General features: G+C 39.4%; 22 protein-coding genes, 1 tRNA gene and 2 pseudogenes. 2 read left to right on the forward strand and 23 right to left on the reverse strand.

What is annotated here, in order from left to right; genetic code table 11:
• Positions 1-57: 57 nt before the first annotated feature.
• The 7 genes and pseudogenes from IYQ91_RS01095 to IYQ91_RS01130 all read right to left on the reverse strand — a co-directional run bounded on the left by IYQ91_RS01095 (position 58) and on the right by IYQ91_RS01130 (position 6,370).
• Entirely contained in the window at positions 58-462 is a 405-nt protein-coding gene (locus IYQ91_RS01095) for a diacylglycerol kinase family protein (RefSeq protein ID WP_003024772.1), read from the reverse strand.
• Positions 443-940, reverse strand: coding sequence for an rRNA maturation RNase YbeY (gene ybeY, locus IYQ91_RS01100; RefSeq protein ID WP_195672813.1), 498 nt, complete (start codon positions 938-940; stop codon positions 443-445). Before ybeY ends, IYQ91_RS01095 begins: the two co-directional genes overlap by 20 nt.
• A 117-nt stretch (positions 941-1,057) precedes the next feature.
• Positions 1,058-2,794, reverse strand: a complete 1,737-nt coding sequence (locus tag IYQ91_RS01105; RefSeq protein WP_195672814.1) for an ABC transporter ATP-binding protein — start codon at positions 2,792-2,794, stop codon at positions 1,058-1,060.
• Positions 2,791-4,521, reverse strand: coding sequence for an ABC transporter ATP-binding protein (locus IYQ91_RS01110; protein WP_195672815.1), 1,731 nt, complete (start codon positions 4,519-4,521; stop codon positions 2,791-2,793). Before IYQ91_RS01110 ends, IYQ91_RS01105 begins: the two co-directional genes overlap by 4 nt.
• Positions 4,522-4,805: 284 nt before the next feature.
• Positions 4,806-5,535 (reverse strand): annotated as a pseudogene (locus IYQ91_RS01115) (FAD-binding protein); the annotation flags it as partial.
• Positions 5,536-5,576: 41 nt separating this feature from the next.
• Positions 5,577-5,649 (reverse strand) — tRNA-Thr (locus IYQ91_RS01125).
• A 144-nt stretch (positions 5,650-5,793) separates the two neighbouring features.
• A pseudogene (locus tag IYQ91_RS01130) lies at positions 5,794-6,370 on the reverse strand (GNAT family N-acetyltransferase).
• Between the two features lie 132 nt (positions 6,371-6,502).
• Here IYQ91_RS01130 and ald point away from each other — a divergent pair.
• The gene (gene ald, locus IYQ91_RS01135) at positions 6,503-7,615 is read left to right on the forward strand and encodes an alanine dehydrogenase (protein WP_195672816.1); all 1,113 of its coding nucleotides are present in this window, start codon (positions 6,503-6,505) and stop codon (positions 7,613-7,615) included.
• A gap of 219 nt (positions 7,616-7,834) precedes the next feature.
• Here the strand turns inward: ald and IYQ91_RS01140 are convergent, their stop codons facing one another.
• The 11 genes from IYQ91_RS01140 to IYQ91_RS01190 all read right to left on the reverse strand — a co-directional run bounded on the left by IYQ91_RS01140 (position 7,835) and on the right by IYQ91_RS01190 (position 15,932).
• Complete coding sequence (locus tag IYQ91_RS01140; protein WP_195672817.1) at positions 7,835-8,155, reverse strand: TfoX/Sxy family protein; 321 nt, start codon at positions 8,153-8,155, stop codon at positions 7,835-7,837.
• Between the two features lie 2 nt (positions 8,156-8,157).
• Complete coding sequence (locus tag IYQ91_RS01145) at positions 8,158-8,658, reverse strand: GNAT family N-acetyltransferase (protein WP_195672818.1); 501 nt, start codon at positions 8,656-8,658, stop codon at positions 8,158-8,160.
• A gap of 127 nt (positions 8,659-8,785) precedes the next feature.
• Positions 8,786-9,850 carry a PhoH family protein gene (locus IYQ91_RS01150; protein ID WP_195672819.1) on the reverse strand — a complete coding sequence of 355 codons (1,065 nt, stop codon included), beginning with the start codon at positions 9,848-9,850 and terminating at the stop codon, positions 8,786-8,788.
• Between the two features lie 76 nt (positions 9,851-9,926).
• Positions 9,927-10,142 (reverse strand): YozE family protein, encoded by a 216-nt coding sequence (locus tag IYQ91_RS01155; protein WP_195672820.1) that lies wholly within the window; start codon positions 10,140-10,142, stop codon positions 9,927-9,929.
• A complete protein-coding gene (locus IYQ91_RS01160) occupies positions 10,139-11,668 on the reverse strand; it encodes a glycosyltransferase family 39 protein (RefSeq protein WP_195672821.1) in 1,530 nt (509 codons plus the stop codon). Before IYQ91_RS01160 ends, IYQ91_RS01155 begins: the two co-directional genes overlap by 4 nt.
• 77 nt (positions 11,669-11,745) lie before the next feature.
• Complete coding sequence (locus IYQ91_RS01165; protein WP_003035663.1) at positions 11,746-12,201, reverse strand: ASCH domain-containing protein; 456 nt, start codon at positions 12,199-12,201, stop codon at positions 11,746-11,748.
• A gap of 5 nt (positions 12,202-12,206) precedes the next feature.
• Positions 12,207-12,836, reverse strand: a complete 630-nt coding sequence (pyrE, locus tag IYQ91_RS01170; RefSeq protein ID WP_003024810.1) for an orotate phosphoribosyltransferase — start codon at positions 12,834-12,836, stop codon at positions 12,207-12,209.
• A gap of 10 nt (positions 12,837-12,846) precedes the next feature.
• Complete coding sequence (locus IYQ91_RS01175) at positions 12,847-13,173, reverse strand: inorganic diphosphatase (RefSeq protein ID WP_003024813.1); 327 nt, start codon at positions 13,171-13,173, stop codon at positions 12,847-12,849.
• Positions 13,166-13,861, reverse strand: coding sequence for an orotidine-5'-phosphate decarboxylase (gene pyrF, locus IYQ91_RS01180; RefSeq protein WP_003024815.1), 696 nt, complete (start codon positions 13,859-13,861; stop codon positions 13,166-13,168). Before pyrF ends, IYQ91_RS01175 begins: the two co-directional genes overlap by 8 nt.
• A 313-nt stretch (positions 13,862-14,174) precedes the next feature.
• Entirely contained in the window at positions 14,175-15,116 is a 942-nt protein-coding gene (locus IYQ91_RS01185) for a dihydroorotate dehydrogenase (protein ID WP_195672822.1), read from the reverse strand.
• A 9-nt stretch (positions 15,117-15,125) separates the two neighbouring features.
• Positions 15,126-15,932 carry a dihydroorotate dehydrogenase electron transfer subunit gene (locus IYQ91_RS01190; protein WP_195672823.1) on the reverse strand — a complete coding sequence of 269 codons (807 nt, stop codon included), beginning with the start codon at positions 15,930-15,932 and terminating at the stop codon, positions 15,126-15,128.
• A 194-nt stretch (positions 15,933-16,126) separates the two neighbouring features.
• Here IYQ91_RS01190 and IYQ91_RS01195 point away from each other — a divergent pair, with 194 nt between their 5' ends.
• Complete coding sequence (locus tag IYQ91_RS01195; RefSeq protein ID WP_003024824.1) at positions 16,127-17,035, forward strand: LysR family transcriptional regulator; 909 nt, start codon at positions 16,127-16,129, stop codon at positions 17,033-17,035.
• A 235-nt stretch (positions 17,036-17,270) separates the two neighbouring features.
• On the opposite strand, the gene IYQ91_RS01200 is transcribed toward IYQ91_RS01195, so the two are convergent.
• The 5 genes from IYQ91_RS01200 to IYQ91_RS01220 form a co-directional block, all read right to left on the reverse strand.
• Positions 17,271-17,906, reverse strand: a complete 636-nt coding sequence (locus IYQ91_RS01200; protein ID WP_003024827.1) for an SDR family oxidoreductase — start codon at positions 17,904-17,906, stop codon at positions 17,271-17,273.
• 15 nt (positions 17,907-17,921) lie between these two features.
• Positions 17,922-18,362: a cupin domain-containing protein gene (locus IYQ91_RS01205; protein WP_003024829.1), complete on the reverse strand. Its 441-nt coding sequence runs from the start codon at positions 18,360-18,362 to the stop codon at positions 17,922-17,924.
• Positions 18,363-18,386: 24 nt separating this feature from the next.
• Complete coding sequence (locus IYQ91_RS01210) at positions 18,387-19,130, reverse strand: carboxymuconolactone decarboxylase family protein (protein ID WP_003024831.1); 744 nt, start codon at positions 19,128-19,130, stop codon at positions 18,387-18,389.
• 94 nt (positions 19,131-19,224) lie between these two features.
• Complete coding sequence (locus tag IYQ91_RS01215; RefSeq protein ID WP_195672824.1) at positions 19,225-20,115, reverse strand: LysR family transcriptional regulator; 891 nt, start codon at positions 20,113-20,115, stop codon at positions 19,225-19,227.
• A 94-nt stretch (positions 20,116-20,209) separates the two neighbouring features.
• Positions 20,210-21,448 carry an MFS transporter gene (locus IYQ91_RS01220; RefSeq protein WP_037590212.1) on the reverse strand — a complete coding sequence of 413 codons (1,239 nt, stop codon included), beginning with the start codon at positions 21,446-21,448 and terminating at the stop codon, positions 20,210-20,212.
• Positions 21,449-21,643 lie beyond the last annotated feature (195 nt).

The raw sequence follows: 21,643 nt of genomic DNA on the forward strand, positions 1-21,643 counted from the left end.
GTTTATTCCTTATTAGTCTAATATAAGAAAATCGGAAAGGATTCTCCGATTTTCATGTTAAAAAAGTAAATTCCAAATTTTCGGAACGAAAATAATCACTCCTGTTATAACCGCAAAACCGGAAACAACCAAAACAGCTCCTGCTGCCATATCCTTGGCGTTTTTAGCTCGCATGGAGAAGTGATAATCACTAGCTAAGTCTACCACATTTTCAATAGCAGAGTTCATAATCTCAAAAGAAATGACTAGAAAAATACTCAAAAAGAGAAAGAGCCACTCTATCGCAGATACCCGAAAAAGCAATCCTGCAAGCACGACCGCAACTGCTGAAACGGCATGATTACGCATATTACGTTCTTCTTTGATTGCCGTAAAAATCCCTGTCAGAGCAAATTCTAAACTCGAAATGACATCCCGATTCTTCCATTTGCGCTTGTTTTTTTTATTGTCTTGTAAGTCCATAAGCAGTCAAAATTTCTTCCTGTAAACCAAACATTTCCGCCTCTTCTTCTGGCGTATAGTGATCGTATCCATTGATATGCAAAAAACCATGCACTGCAAGAAACCCCATCTCTCGCTCAAAACTGTGACCATATTCTTCTGCTTGTTCACGCGCCTTATCTATGGAAATAAAGAGCTCTCCGATATAGGCATCAAAATCCTCTAACATTTCCGCCAGCTCAGGATTTTCTAGTAAATCCTTCTCGTCAATGGCAATGTCCAGCTCAGGCTTGTACTCCAAGCTGATAACATCTGTCGGACGATCTGTATTTCGATATTCCAAATTCAGCTCATGGCTGCGCTCGTTGGTAACAAATGTCACTGCCATTTCTTTTTCTTCTTTGCCAATCTTTTTAGCAGCAAATTCCAGTATATCATGCGTTTGCTTGATGATTTCTTCTGAAACTTGCCCTGTCTCGTCGACCATTTCTATATACATATTACACCCACTTTATTAGTATCACTTCATTATACCATATTTCAGATAGGGATGCCTGATTTATAAATCATTTACTATTTCGTTCTGCTCTTTATTTCATATTTTTTCTTTCAAAACTTATACTTGTTGCTGGAGACGGCTCATTTGAGCATAGATTCCATTTTGTTTTACCAATGTATCATGTTGCCCTCTCTCCACAATCTTTCCTTCAGAAATAACCAAAATTTGGTCTGCATCTTGAATGGTGGATAAACGGTGAGCAATGATAAAAGTCGTTCTCCCCTCCTTGACCACCGCCATTGCTTTTTGAATCAGCTCTTCGGTTTCTGTATCAATATGGGAAGTTGCTTCGTCCAATATTAAAATTTTGGGATTAGCGTAGAGAGTTCGTGCAAATGAAATCAGTTGCCGTTCACCGCTCGAAAATGCTGTCCCTTTATCCTTTACAGGTTCATCAATTCCTTTTTTACAACGAGCCAGCAAGTCCCTTGCACCAACCTTTTCTAAAGCTTCTAGAACTTTTTCACGATTGATGCCTGAATGGCTCATCGCTACATTGCTTGCTAGTGTTCCTGTGAATAGATAAGGATCTTGCAAAACAGTCCCCATGTGACTACGAAGACTTTCACGAGAATATTGTTGGATGTCTTGTTGATCAATATATATTTTCCCTTTTTGGGGATCGTAGAAACGATAAAGTAGGTTCATGATAGAAGATTTTCCAGAGCCGGTATGCCCTACCAAAGCAATCGTCTCTCCTTGCTTTGCCTTAAAGCTAATATCATGCAGGACAGTTTTTTCTTTCTCATACGCAAAGCTCACATGTTCAAACACAACCTCACCTTTATTGACTACTAACTGGGCTTTCTCATCCGCTTCCTGAGGTTGATCTAGCAATTCTAAAACTCGTTTTCCTGTTTCCAATGATCGTTGTACATTCGGGAAAAGCCGAACCAGAAAACCCATCATCTCAAATAAATTGATAATATAATTGAGATAGATAAACAGTACACCAGCGGTAATGACATTGCGACCGCCTAAAAATTGCTGGCCAACTATCGTCAAAATGATAGCAAGCACTGTATTTTTTAAAAATTCCGTTAGTGGCCAAGACGAAAGAGCACTTACCCATACAATTTGTTTATCAGCTTGGCTCATTTTTCGGGCAGTAGCATCAAATTCTGAAAGAACTATTTTTTCCTGATGATATAGCTGTATCAGACTAGCTCCATGCATCAATTCATTCACTTGATTATTGATGTCACTCCGTGAATCATAAAAGTCTTTCATCGGCTTGTCCGTTAGTTTTTTATAAAATACTTGTATCCCATAAAAAGCAGGAAGCAATAGCAAAAGTACCGAGGCAGCAAGCGGACTAAGGTAAAACAATAGAGCGTAGGTAAAAACAATCCGAAGGACTTGAATCAAAACACTAACCAAACTGGCATAAAATTGTCTGCGTAAGGTTTCCGTATCATTTACAATTCTGGTCGCAATCTTCCCTGCCGGCTTATCATCAAAGTAAGAAATCGGCAAATTTTGCATGACTTGATAAGCTTCATTTCTCAGATGTTCGGCGACCTTGTTGCCACAATGCGCTAAAAGTCGGTCGCCTAAGTAAGTCAAGGCACTCCCCAAAACTACAGCAATTAGGTATAATCCAGCTAATTGCAAAAGCTGAACCTGACAATCTTTTCCGTTTCCAATCTGTGTAAGCGGTCCGTCTATCATATTTCTCAAAAAGAGAGGGGACAGTTGACTAGTCACCGTTGCTAAGACAGCAATTCCAACCGCAAGAAAAAATGCAATTCGAACAACTTTTAGTTCTTTTAATAAACGACTAATGATACTCATTCACTCCCTCCTTTCTGATGTTGCTGCCGCTGATATTGTTCGGCGTACCAACCTCCTTTATTAAGCAACTGGTTCGGAGTCCCTTCTTCTATAATTTGTCCGTCTTCTAAGACAAGAACCCAGTCTGCCTGCTGGATAGCTGACAAACGGTGCGTCACAATGATTGTTGTCTGATTCGCTCGTACCTTCTGGATATTTTGGATAATTCGGCGTTCTGTCTGAGCGTCAACTGCAGACAAAGAATCATCCAAAATAAGGACTTCTGGCTGTCTAATAAAAGCGCGTGCCAAAGAAATTCTTTGTTTTTGACCGCCAGATATTGACACTCCCCTCTCACCAATAAGAGTTTCCAGTCCGTCTGGCATTCGTTTTAAATCTTCTGAAAATGCCGCTGTTTCAATAGCCCGCTCAATATCACTTAATGTCGCATTCCTCTTGCCAAAGGCAATATTGTCTTTGACGGATTTTGAAAATAAAATATGTTCCTGTGGGACATAGCCAATCATCGCTTCAATCGACTGACGTGAATAGTGACCGACAGATTTTCCATTTATCTGAAATTCACCTTGTCCAATAGGATATTGCTGAAGAAGCTGACGAACTAAGGTTGTTTTACCAGAGCCAGTTTTTCCAACAATACCATACGTCTTTCCTGCTTCAATTTGCCAAGCTATGTTACGCAAGCTAGGTCTTTTTGTTTGTGGATAAGTGAAATGATAATCCTGAAAACGAATAGAGATAAGATGTTGCAACTCCTCTTTTCCACTCATTTCCATATCATCTGTCGTTTCAATCAGTTCTGTTACCTTTTTAAAAGACGTCTTCCCCGTTTGATAGACCAAGATAAAATCCGACAGCATCCAAAAAGGTTCAATCAGGCTAATCATATACAATTGAAGAGCAATCACTTGCCCAATTGTCAACTGTCCCGTTTTTATAAAAGCAGCACCAATAAGAAGCACAATAATCGTTGATAAAGCGATAAAGACCGAGGAGAGCGGTGCGTAAAGATATTGAATGCCAGCAATTTGATCGCCGACCTTAGATAAAGCTTTCGTGCGCAATTGGAACTGTTCTTTCTGAGTTGCTTTCTTGCTATAAGCACGCGCAACTCGGACTCCCTCTATCGTTTCCAATACCTCATCATTCAAAGATGCCACTGCTTCACGATTATTTTCAACTAATTTATCTTGTTTTTTCCCAAGAACATAAATCCATATCATCAATATCATAAGCGGAAGCATAGCCAGTAAGCTAATTTCCCATGAGATAAAAAACATGGTCGGAACGACAAAGGCAATCATGCCTCCTGCGTATAAGAGAATGACAATCCCATAGCCAGCCATCTCCATCATTCCCTCAACATCTGTTGAAAAACGCGTTAGAATATCGCCAGAACGAAATTTTTCGTAGAAAGGCGTTCTCATAGCTACCAATTTCTCAAAAGCTCTTCTTTGCATGAGAAACTTATAGTCAATAGACGACTGAAATATTTTTAAATGCCAATAGTAAGCCGAAAGATAGTTACAAATTGTCACCAGAACTAACAAACCAACATCTTTAATTAAATGCTGCTGTGTCAAAGTATGATGCGACAGATGATCTACTAAACGCTGAATCACCTGTGTTGGAATCAGCATGGTAAAATCATACAATAATAAAACCAGAGCAATGGATAAATATAACCATTTATGCTCTTTTATATATCCAAATAAACTTTTAATCATCCTAACCCTTCCCTAAACACACAAAAAAGCCCAAGACAGAATAGACCTGTCCTGAGCTTACTTGTTTTTATTTATTTTTTCATCAAAAATAAATTACAGTGCTGTGCTAGAAAGGAGTTCTGTCGTATGATATACCTGAGTACTGTTTTGTTTTACATCATTCATGATACATTCTCCTTTCTACTTTTAATTAGTTAATACTTTAACATTAAAAGAAATGCTTGTCAAGAATATTTACAAAAAATCCTCCCAAAACTGAGAGGATTTCTACCTAAAAATCAAGATTAACATTTCTCTGCAATAGCGGTTTCGGCTGCGATACGTCCAAAAGTGAAAATATCAGTAAGAGAATTGCCAACTAAACGGTTTCCGGCATGCAATCCGCCAGCTACTTTCAAGCTGCATAGAGACCTTGGATAACTTGTCCTTGTTTATTGATAACATGTGTTTCCGTATCAATCTTAAGCCCACCCATAGTGTGGTGAATGGCTGGTTTTCGAAGAGTGGCATAATACGGTGCTTTTTCAACCTTGAGATCGAAAGCTTCCTTTTCAAATTCAGGATCATAGCCCGCATCAACATAAATATTATAAGCTGTGATCGTCTTGATAAAGACCTGTAGCTCCATTTGTCGCTGTTAAGCCAACTCTTCCAAACTATCTGATCGGTAAATCATTCCATGTGCTACCTGCGCATCAATCTTTTCTTGACTGGTATTATAAGCCGTTTCTTTGATATTTTCGTCTGCAATCAGATAGAAAAGACCGCCATTGTCAATCGCTGCTTGGTCCAATTTATCTCGACTACCGTACTCATCTACAAAACGTTTTCCTTAAGTATTGACCATGATGAAGTTAGCCGGAGGCGCCTGTAATCGGGTCAGATACCAGCATTATTTGCCGGCATTATTTGATAGAAGTCCAAACCGACTAGGTCTGTGCCAACGCTTTGACCTAAGAGAATACCATCACCTATAATAGCTGATGAATTTGATGTCTTAATATCGTCACCAATGCAAAAAAGCCCATTAAAATTGGGCTTTTTCCTGTTCTTCATGCTAATTGCCGGGATCGAACCGGCGACCTCATCCTTACCATGGATGCGCTCTGCCAACTGAGCTAAATCAGCAGTACCTATCTACTATATCACGTAGACAGATTCTTGTCAATAGATTTGAAAAATGTTTTCATCATAAGAGAAAGAACTTTGTGTTAGAACGTCCCAAAAAGAACCTAATCACCATTAAAATTTCCTATAAATATCATGTTCACATCAATATTTTTTAAAATAATCTTCCTTTGTCAAACGATAATAAGCTCTCTGAGAAATTCGACCTTCTTTATGTAAATCCAAGGCAGCATACGGATCTATGTGAGAAAAGTTCATACCAGCTTTTTCCATAACCCGTCCTGAAGCTGGATTTTCCACATCATGGAGAGCCACCAACATATTCATATTCAAACTTTCAAAAGCCAGCTGGATTATTTCTTTCAAAGCTTCCGTTGCCAAGCCCTGATTCCAGTAATTCTTATGAATCACATAGCCGATAGCCGCCTTTTTGAGGACCGGATCTAGCTTGTGTAGGTCAATGCTGCCAATCAGTTTTCCATTTTCTTTTAACTCAATTCCCCAATTTCCGAGCGGTCGACTAATAAATAAACGAGCAATAATATTTTTAGTTTCTTCCAAATCTTTATTAGGTAAAAAAGTGTAGCGAGTATTTTCTTCATCAGAGGAATATTCAAACATAGCCTCAGCCCTCAGCGTCATCTAAGGTCACAGGTCGTAGGAGCAGGCGCTCTGTTTCCAAAGTTCGGTTTTCAGCTAGCTTTAGATAAATACTTTCCATTTTACACGAACCTCCTATGTTGCCTCATAGCATAACATAAATACTCACTGAAATCAATGTTCTTTGATTTCGCCTTGATTTTTAAAACGTTTTCATATACAATAAAAACATCTCAAAAAAAGGAGTAAATCTATGTTAATCGGTATTCCAAAAGAAATTAAAAACAATGAGAATCGTGTTGCTTTAACACCAGCTGGCGTTTACAGTCTCGTCCAAAAAGGTCATCAGGTTTTGGTTGAAACCAAAGCTGGTCTTGGTTCTGGATTTACAGACGCCGACTACAAAGCACAGGGAGCGACAATTGTTACAACTGCAGCCAAAGTTTGGGCAGCTGATCTAGTTGTCAAAGTCAAAGAGCCCTTAGCTACTGAATACGGTTTCTTACGTGATGACCTCTTGCTTTTCACGTATCTACACATGGCTGCTGCGCCTAAATTGGCCGATGCGATGATTGTGGGCAAGACAACAGGGATTGCTTACGAAACCGTTCGTGACCAAGAAGGAAAACTTCCTCTGCTCGTTCCTATGAGTGAGGTTGCAGGGAGAATGGCTGTGCAGATTGGGGCTCACTTTCTAACCAAACAAGAAGGCGGTTCCGGCGTGCTACTAAGCGGCGTTCCTGGTGTTCCTAAAGGAAAAGTCACTATCATCGGAGGTGGAGTTGTTGGGACACACGCAGCTCGCATCGCTTTAGGACTGGGAGCGCATGTTACTATTCTTGATATCAGCGCTAAACGACTGTCAGAACTAGAAGACCTTTTTGGTCACCAAATCCAGACCCTTATGTCTAATTCTTTCAATATTGCTGAAAGCGTCAAAGATGCTGATGTAGTGATTGGAGCCGTGCTAATCCCTGGTGCCAAAGCACCTAAACTCGTTACGGATGATATGGTCAGCCAAATGCGTCCAGGTTCTGTCATCGTTGACGTAGCCGTTGACCAAGGTGGAGTTGTTGCAACTGCTGATCGTGTAACCACTCACGATGAACCTGTCTATGAAAAACATGGTGTACTTCACTATGCCGTTGCCAACATACCTGGTGCTGTTGCTCGCACATCAACTCTTGCTTTAACAAATGTAACACTTCCTTACATTGAAGCTTTGGCGGACAAAGGGTTTGAACAAGCTATTGCAGATGATTGGGGGCTACAACAAGGAGTGACTACTTATAAAGGTTATCTCACTAGCCGACCCGTCGCAGAAGGGCTTAATCGTGACTACACCGATATCAATGATTTAGTATGAGTTTTGAAAATAAAAGGATATGCCAACTTGCTTCGCAAGTCCTATACACCACCTTTTAAGCAGTTTTTTTGAACAATCACCTACTACACTACTCATTTATTATAAAAATAATTATTTGAGTCTGAGACGCTATTGTCCCAGACTCTTTTTTACTTATCATTTTAAGTCGTATAACTATAAGAAAAGAGCTTTCAAATCCACCTCTTTGCTTCATTCCATTTATTTTTTCTTTTTAGGTTTAGGTAGCGGCAATTGATCATACATGGCTAAAATTAAGTCTTCTAGAAACACCTGATTTTCAAGGTCTTCCACTAAGATCATTTCTTTGGCACCTTCGTATGGAAACTCAAAAGAAGGTTGGTCAATCTTATCTAAGACTGCTTGCACGGGTTTAACTAAAAAGCGATCGTCATAAATGCCACCAATAATCTTGCCACGGAAGTAAAGAATATACTCCCCCATCATGGAACGGTAAGTCACATCATCTAATCCTGATAATTGCTCCAAAACAAATTCCAAATAGTTCTTACTTGATGCCATTTCTAATCTCCTAAGCTCTGTTCAACGATAACAACCGTATAGAGTTCTTGCTTGACCTCACTTCCAATTGGTTTGAAGCCCTGCTTTTCCCAAAAATGCTGAGATTGCGGACTCCCCTTGACATAAGCCAAACGTGCTTTTCGAAAGTTTTTAGCAAAATAGGCTAGTGCTTCTGTCACAATCTGACTGCCAATCCCTTTCCTCTGATAGGCTTGATCAACCATAAACAAACCAATAAAAACAGTCTCCTCATCAAGATATGCATAGACAAAATCCATAACAGCCACAAGGTCAAAGCCATTCCAAAATCCAACATAAAACTTATCAGCCTTAGCTTTACCTTCAGGTAGACGAAGCATGTCCTCTTTTACACTTGCCAAATTTGGCTTTGGTGGACAATACTGAAAATATAGAGGATTGCTTTCATATAAAGATAAAATACTTGGAATATCCTTTTCAGTTAGTATTCTACAACTGTAATACTTAGATAGTTGGTCAATCATTTTTTAATTCTTACTTTCTGTGTCCTGTGATCATGACATAGGAAGATGCATTGATAGTCATCAGTCACGTAGCAGATTCTTTTGCAAGCGTACTTCCTCAAAATCAGTCGTGTGCAACTTGTCCAGATTAGTCAAGAGATATTCCTTCATCATCTTCCAACTCCTTGACTGGCTCGCTGACGATTTCGTGACTAACTAAAGTAGAATTTTCTTCTTTAGAAAAATGATGATGCACCACTTCAGTAGAATGTTCATAGGCTTGGATAATCTCTGCAACCACAGGATGACGCACAACGTCCTTGGCTGATAAGTAAACGAAATCAATTTGCTTGATATTTTTCAATTTCTCTGTCGCATCAATGAGACCTGATTTATTATTCTTTGGCAAGTCAATCTGGCTAATATCCCCATTGACAATCATCTTGGAATTAAAACCAAGTCGTGTTAGAAACATCTTCATCTGCATAATGGTTGTATTTTGCGCTTCATCTAAGATGACAAAGGCGTCATCCAATGTTCGTCCACGCATATAAGCTAAAGGAGCTATCTCAATGATTTCTCGCTCCATAAGACGCGTTGTTTGATCCTTACCTAAAATCTGATACAATGCATCATAAACTGGTCGCAGATAAGGATCCACTTTTTCCTTTAAATCCCCTGGTAGAAATCCTAGGCTCTCGCCCGCTTCTACTGCCGGACGAGTCAAAATAATTCGCTTGACCTGACCGCGTTTGAGTGCTGTCACTGCCAAGGTCACCGCTAAGAAGGTTTTTCCTGTCCCTGCCGGTCCAATCCCAAAGACAACATCATGATTCTTAATGCTATCAACATAGATTTTCTGCCCTAAGGTCTTGACACGAATGGGCTTGCCATAAGAATCTTTGATAATTTCTTCCTCATACAGAGCCACAAACTTATCAATTTCACCATTTTTGACCATTGTAATAGCCGTCACTACATCTGGTGTTCCAATCGTCATTCCACGGTTGACTAAGACTAGCAGAGCTTGAAGCACCTGACGAGTCTCCTCACAAGCTGCTTCGCTACCGATAATCTGGACAATCTCCGTCCTTGCATGAATGGTTACCTGCAACTCCTGTTCCATTAAACGCAAGTGACGTTCATTGGAACCAAAAAGATGAAAAGCATCATCCGGATGCTGTAAGGTAATTTCTACTGAATGTTCTTGCAAATAAAGAACCTCTTTCTTCACATTATTTACTATTATTATAGCAAAGTAACTCGGAAAATTCTATCATTTCTCCGAACTAATGAGCCTGATAGTCTTCCCAAATCGCATCAAAATCGCTAAGATTAAAGGAAAAGTCAGCATGTTCTTCCAAATAACGGCTAACTTCATCAAAATCATCCGTGTGCTTAGGGAAATTTGTTTCATGAAACACCAAGTCTGCTAAAATCGCCTTCGGTGCTTTGCTTTTGGGATTGCGCTCCGTCATCAACCAAGTGTAAAACGATTTTCTCATTTTATCTTTTCTCCTTTCTTACTTTTTAACCAATCCGGTAAATATTTAGTCAATCCTAATGCAGACAATATGATGATTTGCGGTAAAAATTGTATTAAATACCGCGTCTTTCCACCTTCAAAAATGAGCAAAAACAACAAACCACCAAAGACTGCAAGACTGAGCATATTGAGTTTATCATCTGCACGATATTTCCACAAGGCAAAAACAAGACCCAGACTCATCACAATCCAAACAACTTGCTTCACAATCTCATAATAGCGATACTCACTCTTATCCACACTCAAAAAATAAGTTCTGATAAACTGTGCCACAAGATTCTTTTTTGTATAAGGATAAAGAGGGGAGATATAAGGCGTTTTTTCACATTCCACATCTCGATATAACCAACCTAGAGTTCCTTCTGAAACAGTTAATGAATGCTTATAGTAAAGATGATTGAGAAATCCAAAAAACGAATACTCTTTTAAACGTCGTTTGATTTCTTTTTTTACATTTTCTTGCTTAAACATTCCATTATTATATTGTTCTCTCTGATCCACATCAATGTATTGAAGCAAGCCCTCTTTCATGTCTTCTTGATCGTGTCCAATAAAAGTCAACCCTAAGTCAATAAAGAGCAGAGGACTTTTAGACAATCCTTTCTCTTGTATCAATGTCACTTCTGTTTGCGTCGCTTTCAGATAGTTTCCGCCGATAGAAGTTACGCCAAACGATAGGAGAAAGGTGAAAAAGATTAGGATAAATTTCTTCCATTCCTTTTTGAACAACAGCAAAATAAAACCTGCCATAATAACAATCAACGCAGTTGGTCGAATCAGAACTGCAAGCCCACTTATCAAACCTAATCCGATTGTCTTTATGAAGAGTCCTCTCTTATCCTGCCATTGAAGTCCAAATAAATCAAGAAGTAAGAATATTTGTAAAGCAATGAGCGGAAGAGGCCATATATCCGTGTACATCGAATAAAAATAAGGTGAAAAGCCAACTAGCAAGACATACAAACTAAATGTCATATCAGCAGCCGGCTTGCTCACATATTTTTTCATTCCCTTGTACAAAATGAGTGCCGTTATATCAGCATAAAATATATTTAATCCCTGCAAAATCCATAAAGCTGAGCTTCCAAAGATATTATAAAAAAAGCGCTCATACAAAAAGAGAAACAGATTATTCGGATTGCGTGTCAAATAGCTGGAAATGGAAGATTCTTTTAAATATTTGAAAGCACCGTTGAAAACAACTGCTGCATCTCGCCGAATCAGCAACTGAGCAGACAAAAGCATGGCTAACTGAAATATAATCACCGCTATCATAATAGCAACTTTGTGCTTCATCAGGTAGTGGTAACATTTTTTTAAATTTTCTAGATAACGATAAGCCAGAAACGCTAGTATCGCCACTCCAATCAAAGCCAGACTAGAAATTGTCCCTAGATGACTAATCACAGTAAAAAACCAATGCAAGCCAATCAGTAACATGATTTTTTGCAAGATTCCAAAGAAAAAAGAGTACATTTTTAGCATAGGGATATTATAACAAAATCTACAGTGTTTCGCTATTTAAAAAAACAACAATCGTCAGATTGCTGCTTAACGTCTAATTACTTGCTACGTCCGTTTTCTTCATTGTCTAAAAGATAATCTTCTAAGACAGTAAAAATTTCTGTAACAACCAAACCAGACTCTGAAAATTCTAATCCTTCTTCTGGCAAGGTTTTACGCCAATAATCACCAAAAATAGTCTGCCAATCTCTTAAACTGCGATTGCCTTCTCCTTCTAAAAAAGCTTCTTCTGCTGTCACTTGATGAAAGGGACGGACAAGAACTTCTTTAGTCACCATGACCAAGGCTCGACTAGGATTCTCCATTCTATCTAGCATGATGGAGACTTCTCCAACTTTAGGTAACGATTCCTTGTCTTTTTCATACTCTTCAAACCAAGAACTTGTCGCTTGCTTGACTCCTCTCAATGTTAAATCATATAAGTTTGGAAACTCATCTGGATGTGCCCAAACTTCTGCCCGAGGATACTTCCTACTTAGTTCTATTAGATTCATCTTTCTTATCCCTGCCAATTTTCTTGATCATGCTTAAATTTCTCAAGTAGAGCCAAACCTTCTGCTGAAACATAGCCTTCTTGTTCTGCCAGATTAATCAATTCAGTATAGTTAGATAAGGTTACTAATTTCACACCTGCATCTGAAAAATTCTTTTCTGCTCTAGGTAATTCATAAGTGAAAATAGCCACTACTCCAATGACATCTGCACCTTCCCGCTTCGCTGCTACAACAGCATCCAAAACAGAACCACCAGTTGAAATCAAATCCTCAACCACGACCATTTTTTGACCTGATTTTACCCGACCTTCAATCTGATTTCCAGCCCCATGATCTTTTGGTTTGCTACGAATATAGGCAAAGGGCAGATTCATCTTGTCTGCAATAATAGCACCATGAGGAATACCCGCTGTCGCTGTTCCAGCAATCACTTCTACTTCTGGAAATTCAGCCTTGATTTTCTCTACAAAGCCATTTTCAATCAACGTCCGCGTTTCTGGATAGGCTAAGGTCACACGATTGTCTGTATAAATTGGAGACTTGATACCGCTCGCCCAAGTGAAAGGCTCTTCCGGTTTCAAGTAAACAGCCTCAATTTTCAGTAAGTCACGGGCAATATCTTTTGCTAAAGTCATGATTTCTCCTTTACAATAATTCAATAGTGGAAGCAAAATATTGTTCCAAAAAATATGTCTTTTCTTTAATATCTTCTATGGTAATATTCTCATTTGTAGAGGTCAGTACCCACTTATCCTCCACATCATTTTGTCGGTGAATAACAGCAATCAATTCTCCTTCAAAAGATTCCAAAGGTTCTCGTATTTTTTCCGAAATGATATAAACATCTTGTTCTTCGCCGTCTCCAGCAAATAAATCCGGAATATAACCATAGTTGATAGGATAACAATTGCCAAAGTTGTCTTTGTAACCTATTGGTCTATCAATGATTGCTCGATAGATTTTTCTAACCATTCACCCATTCCGCCTTTATAGCTAGGTAAGCAGCTACTGGATCAGTTGCTCGTGTGATTGGACGCCCAACCACAATGTAATCACTACCAATTTGATGAGCTTCTTGCGGCGTCATAACCCGTTTTTGATCTCCGATTTCAGAACCAGCTGGTCGAATACCTGGAGTGACGCACAGAAAATCTTCTGATGTTGCGGATTTAATCAGCTTAACCTCCTGAGCCGAACAAACAACTCCGTCCAGTCCAGCTTCCTTAGCTTTGCAGGCATAGTTGACAACAGATTCTGAAACAGTTGTTTGGATATTTTGGCAATCCCTCATATCTTCCTCACTGGTAGAAGTTAGCTGGGTCACTGCTACGAGCTTTGCCTGATCACCTAAAACCTTCTTGGCTTCTCGCATCATTTCCACGCCACCTGCCGCATGAACCGTCACCATATCAATCCCAAAGGTTCTCAAAACTGACATGGCAGAGCGTACTGTATTTGGAATGTCGTGCAATTTCAAATCTAGGAAAATGCTGTGTCCCAAACCTTTCAGATAATGCACAATTTCCGGACCAATGGCATAGAAAAATTCCATACCGATTTTGACATATAACTTTTCGTCTTCTGGAAAATGCTCTAAAAACTCCTTGACATCATCAAATGACGGAAAATCAAGGGCAATAATAGGACGTTCTTCACGCATGGATTCTTCTCCTTTTTATAGGCTTTTCGCCATTTTTAACCTTTTGACAGAATCTCTAGCTCTGCCACCTTTCAATACTGACTATACTACATCAAACGGTGAAGTTGCTTAGTAGCACTAGCTAATCATCAATAGCTCTAAATTTGCCTTATTACGAGCTATAGAAAAACCTTGCCCGAGGCAAGGTTACACGAAAATTGGCAGAAACTGCCATTTTAACCGTATCTTCCTTAGTAGCCTCTCTGGACTTCTTTAAAGGTTTTATTTCAATTATTTTACAATTTACTTTATCTCTTGTCAAGTAAAACATCAATTAAGCAAGAAAATTTTCTCTAACTTCTGCTCGCAGACTTTCCAAACTTTCAATGCCATACTTATCCATAACTTTAGGTAGGTTCTCAATGATATTAGGACAAGCATAAGGGTCAGTGAAATTTGCCGTGCCAACACCAATAGCTGATGCTCCCGCAATAAACATTTCAATGGCTGCTTCTGCTGAATCTACTCCACCCATACCAATGATTGGCAAACTGCTAGATTGGGCTACCTGACGAATTAACTTCAAGGCGACTGGAAAAACAGCTGGTCCTGACATCCCACCCGTTCCATTTGCAATAATGGGTTTTCTGCTTTTTAAGTCAAACCGCATGCCAACCAAGGTGTTAATCATGGTAAAGCCCGTTGCTCCTGCAGCTTCAACTGCTATAGCTATCTGCGTAATATCTGCTACACTAGGTGTCAATTTCACATAGACCGGCACTTCCGATACATCTACTGCTGCCTTCGCAGCCTCGTATGCCAAATCCGGCACCTGCCCAATCAATAATCCTCCATTGCCATGATCCACATTAGGGCAAGAAATATTGAGTTCGATTGCTTTAACGTTTGGTGCTTGAGAAATTTTTCCCGCAACAAAAGCATATTCTTCATTAGAAAATCCAGCAACATTAGCAATAATCGGCAGATTAGGATAATGTTGAGCCAACCAAGTAAGCTTTTCTGCTAACACCACATCTACACCAGGATTTTGCAAACCAATAGCATTGAGCATACCAGCTGGTGTTTCCGCCACACGCGGTGTCGGATTGCCAAAACGAGGATTCTGCGTGCTTGCTTTAATCATGATTGAGCCAAGCACATCTAGGTCATAATATTTGGCATATTCCTGACCAAAACCAAAACAGCCCGAAGCTGGAATAATTGGATTTTTTAATTCCAAACCCGGAAGAGAAACTGCTAAACGATTTTTCGACATGTTCACCTCCTACACCAAAACTGTACCAGTCTCAAAAACTGGACCGTCTTCACAGACACGCTTATTGACTGATTGATCCTCACCAGCCACATGAAGTACGCAAGCATAGCAAGCCCCCATTCCACAAGCCATTCGTGACTCCATAGAAATGTAAGCTCGTGGATGACTACGAAATGTTTCATCAACATATTTGAGCATACCAGGGGCACCGCAAGCATAAACCGCAGTAAAACTTTCTGGCAACTCATTCACAACAGAGGAAACATAGCCTTTGCGACCATAAGAGCCGTCATCTGTTGTTACAATGACACGACCGTATTTTTTCATCTCTTCTTCCAAAATAACAGCAAATTTTGTTGCAAATCCAAGAACCGAAGTGACCTTGACCCCTTTGCTATGTAATTCTTTTGCTACCTGCAGCAAGGGCGGAACACCAATACCGCCTCCTATGATTAAGGCTGTATCTTCAATGTCCAAACCAGATAAATCAAACCCATTTCCTTGAGGACCCATGACATCCAACTGAAGACCCTTCTGCAATTTAGAAAAAATTTCTGTGCCTGCCCCTTCTATCCTGTAAATAATCCGACAGATTTTTCTCTCTTTATCAATCTCTGAAATTGAAATAGGTCGCCGTAGAAGCTTCGTATCATCTGGGACTCGAATATGTAGAAACTGCCCAGCCTTCATCTGGATAACCATTTCCCCTTGTAAATCCATAGCAAAAATTCGCGGAGCAATTTCTTCTTGATGCACAATGCTCATCTTCTCCAACATGATTTTTCCGAATCTTTTCTTACACGAACTACTTACCATTTCTACCTCATTTCTTTACCAAAAAAGACCTCGCATACACACGCAAGGTCTCACGAAAATAGAGAGCAGACTTGTTCCCACTCTTCCTTCACCTGAAACCTTGGAAGCCTCGCTGGACTTTCTTAAAGGTTAAATTTAACATATTTTACAACTTAACAAGTGTTTTGTCAATGCTAATGTGATAAAATAGGCTTATGAGAATTCAGCAATTACATTATATTATTAAAATCGTCGAAACGGGCAGTATGAACGAAGCTGCCAAACAGTTATTTATCACCCAACCCAGTCTGTCTAATGCTGTGCGTGATTTGGAAAATGAAATGGGTATTGAAATTTTCATCCGCAATCCCAAAGGCATTACTCTGACCAAGGACGGCATGGAATTTCTCTCCTATGCTCGTCAGGTAGTGGAGCAAACCCAGCTGCTGGAAGAACGTTATAAAAATCCCATTGCTAACCGAGAACTTTTCAGCGTTTCCTCACAACACTACGCCTTTGTGGTCAATGCTTTCGTATCTCTGCTCAAAAAGAGTGACATGGAAAAGTACGAGCTCTTCCTGCGGGAAACCCGAACTTGGGAAATCATTGATGACGTCAAAAATTTCCGTAGTGAAATTGGTGTTCTATTTCTCAACAGCTACAACCGCGATGTCCTCTCCAAAATGCTAGATGACAATCACTTGATTGCCACTCATCTCTTTACCGCACAGCCCCATATCTTTGTCAGCAAGAGCAATCCTCTAGCAAAGAAAAAACTGGTGCAATTAGCTGATCTAGAAGATTTTCCTTATCTGAGCTATGACCAAGGCACCCACAATTCCTTTTACTTTTCAGAAGAAATCCTATCCCAAGAACACCATAAAAAATCCATCGTTGTCAGTGACCGAGCAACCCTTTTCAATCTTTTAATCGGTCTTGACGGTTACACTATCGCAACTGGTATTCTCAACAGCAATCTCAACGGTGACAATATTGTTTCCATTCCGCTAGATATTGATGACCCTATTGAGCTGGTTTATATCAAACACGAAAAAGCTAGCTTGTCTAAAATGGGTGATAAATTCATTGAGTACCTGTTAGAAGAAGTTCAATTTGATAAGTAAATCATAATCATCTGTTCCACTCTTATATGTGATAAACAATGCAATTTTTATGCTATATTTTCTCCTGTCGCTTTACAATAGGCTTGAACACCTTTATTGTATCGCGTTGGGAGTTTTTCTAGCATTTTCATTTCTCTGTGTAGCGATAAACTGTTATCCTATCATTTAAAATGGAATAAAATCATGCAATTAAAAATAGCACAAACTTTCTTACCATAGGTTTATGCTATTTTCTTTAATACATAGGTCTATCGCCGTCTGTTCTTGGCTTTGAAATGCCTAGACTAGCATAACTGTGTAAAGACGGTTCTTTTATGATACGAACAATCAAATCCGCAATACTTACTCTTGAAATGATTGTTCCCTTGTAAAACTCCCCTTTTTCTGTTAATTCATAGTCAATTTCAGGATTATTTGTCATGTATGCGGCGCGTAAAATCGTATAATTAACAGTAGACTCTTCAATGATTTTCGCTGCGCGACGAGTATCGTCCATAATATCCGAACCAATACTTTCTTCCACCCAACGACCAAACTCTCCTGGAACTTCGTGATACAAACCAAGGCCTGTTACATAAATCAAACGAGAAACTTGATTTTCTTCCATTGCTTTAACAACATTTGCTGCCATAGGCTCAAACTGTCCACCGAGATTGGCGTAGACAATATCTTGACCTTTCATGGCTCTTGTCAAGGCTGCAAAATCATTGACATCCCCTTCAAGAACATCCACTCGCTCACTTTCAAGTGACTGTAAACGAGCAATTTTTCGCAAATAAAGCGTCAAATGTACATCTGTTTCCTGTAATAATCTTGGAATCACCAAACGAGCAATTTGCCCATTGGCTCCTAAAATAAGAACTCTCTTCATTCTAACAGTAACTTTCTAATCTTTTAATTGATTATATTCTTCGTCTGAAACGGCTTCACACCATTCATTTGACAAATCTTCCCCAGGAACACCAAGCACTATATGACTGAACCAAGAATCTTTTTTCGCACCGTGCCAGTGCTTTACATTCGCGGGGATAATCACTACAGAGCCTTCAGATAAACTAACGGCTTCTTTACCTTCTTCTTGATACCAGCTTTCACCAGCCGTACAAATCAAAATTTGTCCACCACCCTTGCTAGCGTGGTGAATATGCCAATTATTTCGACAGTCAGGCTCAAAAGTAACATTATGAAGGGCAATCACACCATCCTTTGTTGCACCGAGGGCATTTAGATACGATTGACCGATAAAGTATTGAGCACAAGCATCATTTGATGCACCAAGTCCAAAATGATTTGCCTTATCAAAGGCTTCTTTTGTTTGATATTTCATTTTTCTACTTCCTTTGTGATAAATTTACTGTTGTGCATTTGCAACTTCGTTGATACAGCTAAGTGCATTGATAGTACGCGGATAACCAATATAAGGGATACAGGCAGAGATGACTGCAATTAACAACGTTTTATCATTTCCCAAGCAAAGATTGGCTGCAATATGTCCCTTCAACTGCGGTTCACAGCCCCCTTGAGAATAAAGATAACAGAATGTCAATAATTCACGCTCAGCATAATCAAGGCTAGAGCGAGTATAGTAATCACCGAAACAATTATCGACTAACCATTTGTTGATATGGCGTACATCCGGCTCTCCCTTTGTCGCAAAACCTTTCATTTGGTCGCCAAAAATTGCAATCTGAGCTTCTTCACCAGCTTCTAAACGAGTTTGATTTTTCGGATTTTTTTGGCTAGCCAAAGGAAGTGACATTCCTTGATTGGTAAAAATCGTATTCGTTGGTGCGAAAAAGGCATAAACCCGACTAAGACCTAGATAAGCAACCGCTTGATACAGCAATTCTTTGACTTCCACGGCTTTCACCCCATTGTCCAAAGCAACGGGAAGAATCTCTTTATAGGCTTCAAGCCCTTGACTGCCAACTAAAACAGCTAAAGTGGCTAAGTAATATCTTCTTTCATCTAATGAGAAGGGGAGGTCTTTCGGCACTTCCTGAAAAGCGAATTGCTTAAAAAGTGCAACAAATTCTGGATCCGTTTCAGATAAGCCTAGCAAATCCGGAAAAGAGACTTTATTATCAATATCCATGATATTTCCTCACTTTCTTCTTTACATTTCTTATTGTACGGCTTTGCTTTTGACAAATCAATTTGAATTACAAGAAAAATCAGATAAGAAAAACTTATCTGAAATAACGTTTAGCAATTTCTAAAAAATCTTCTGTGTAAGGATGAGCGTGCTCCAAACGATAAAAAAGAAAATAGTCTCGCTCTATCGGTTGCTGATTCTGCAAAAGAGGAAATTCGCAATATTCGCAATAAAGGTTTGAAGTTGCCTTAGTAGTCATTTTTTCAAAAGGAAAATAAGCAGTAGAAACCATGAGTTGCAATGCTGCTTCTTCTGGAGAATAAGCAAAATTAAATTCCGACTGAAAACCAAGATTGTCACGATAATAATCAGATTCTATCTTTTCCTGTCCTTTCACAGCTAATAACAAAGCTGGATAGACCTGCAAGTCTTTCATCTGAACAGATTTTGATTGGGATAAAGGATGAGTATGTCCAACTCTGATATAAAGCGGGAAAGAAGTTAAGCAAATATTCGCATAATTGCCAGAAAATGCTTTTCGCTGGTCGCTAATGGTCATATCCAACTTTTGCTTGCGCAGTGCCGTGCCAATCTCTTCATGACTTCCTACCATGATCTCCAACTGAACACTTGGAAAACGCTCTTTGAATTCAGCTAAAATCTGGGGCAGTACGCTTTCTGTCATTCCCCACAATAGACCTATCCGCATGGAAACTGGCTGTGTTCCTGTCAAAACTTGTGTATCAGCTACCAAGCCATTATAATCTTCTAGCAACCGTTGACTTTTTTGATAAAAAAATTTCCCAGCTCTCGTTAAATGAAATCCGCGATTTTTTCGTTCAAAAAGGGTCACACCAAGCTCCTCTTCCAGCGACTTCATCTGTTGGGACATGGCTGATTGCGAAATAAAATTTTCTTCTGCTGCTTCTGTAAAACTCCCTGTACGAACAATATCCTGAAAATACGACAGCTGTTTAAAATTCATCCCATCTCCTCCTATACTTGCCTGATTTCATTATATCATGAAATGTAAAAAGCCTGTCATTCAAATGAACAGACTTTCATTAAAACTTGGTATATTACGCTTCTTTTACGACTAATTCTTCTCCTAACAGTGAGTAACGTTCTGCTTTTAAATTCTTAATCGTCCACAAGGCAGCAAAGCTAATCAAATAAAGGCTTGCTAGGAAAATCATGACCATTGAAACGCTCGAGATATCTAAAATTTTTCCAATAATCACAGATGAAAATCCTCCAATTGCTCGGCCAACATTTAAGATGACATTATTAGCTGTGGAGCGAATGTGAGCCGGATACAATCTCGTAATCATCGCGCCATAACCAGCAAACATACCGTTTACAAAGAAGCCGACAATCGCACCACCGACAATCATGGCTGGCATTGAATTGGCGAATTGGAAGAGGTAAACACACATAGAAGAAGCTAAAAGAAAGATTGAATAAACAAATCTTGGTCCCCATTTATCAAGGATTTGACCGAAAGTGAGCATTCCCAGACACATTCCCAAAATCGTTGAGACCATCCAAAGTGAGGAATCTTTTACAGAAATATGCAGGCTTGTTTGGATAATGGTTGGAAGCCAGTTCATCATCCCAAAATACCCAGCAATTTGTACCGTCGTCATGACCATTAGTGCTACCGTCTGAGCTGTTAGAGCTGGTGTTTTAAACAATTCGCTCATTTTAATAGGCTGGCGTTCTTTTGCCGTTGATTTCACATTGCCATTATCTCGAATATGGTCATCGTCAATCGCTAATATCATCCACAAAACCAAGGCAATAGGCGCAAGTCCAAAGAGGAAAAGGCCTTTCCAGCCAAGTGCCGGTGCCAGCCAACCTGCTAACAGCGCTGAAGTAATGGAACCGATTTGACCTGCAATTCCGTTTAGAGATGAAATGCGTCCCATTTTTCCAACAGGAACAATTCCTGCCATGATCGCAATGGCAACTCCATACTCTCCACCAACACCTATCCCAGCAATGAAACGCATGAGATAGAGATAATAAATATTTTGTGTAAAGTAAATCAGTCCTGTCGCCAATGAAAAAATAACAATCGTCCATTTAAAGACTTTGAACTTGTGATAACGGTCAGCCAGTATACCAAAGAGCAAACCACCAACCAACATTCCTAGATTGGTAATCGTCGCAATCCAGCCCCCTTGGGCTCCTGTAACGCCCAATTCTGAAATGATAGACGACATCGAAAAAGCTAAGAACATGACATTTAAGTCGTCTGTTCCTGATGCAACAATTGCAGCAACTAATGCTCGCTTATTATTTTTGTCTAAAGACATGCACATTCTCCTTAATCGTAGCTCACAGACTACATTTATTAATTGAATACAGCCTTAAAAATCAAAAAGCTCAGGAAATCCTGAGCCAAAAGTTTACAGCAAAATAGTAGATTAGCGCACTAATCCATTTTAACGATTACTTTTATGCCTCACAGGACATGATTAAAGTTGTATTTAATTGTATTAAGTATAAGA

The organism is Streptococcus sp. HF-2466, assembly GCF_015594645.1.
GTDB classification, from domain to species: Bacteria; Bacillota; Bacilli; order Lactobacillales; family Streptococcaceae; genus Streptococcus; species Streptococcus anginosus.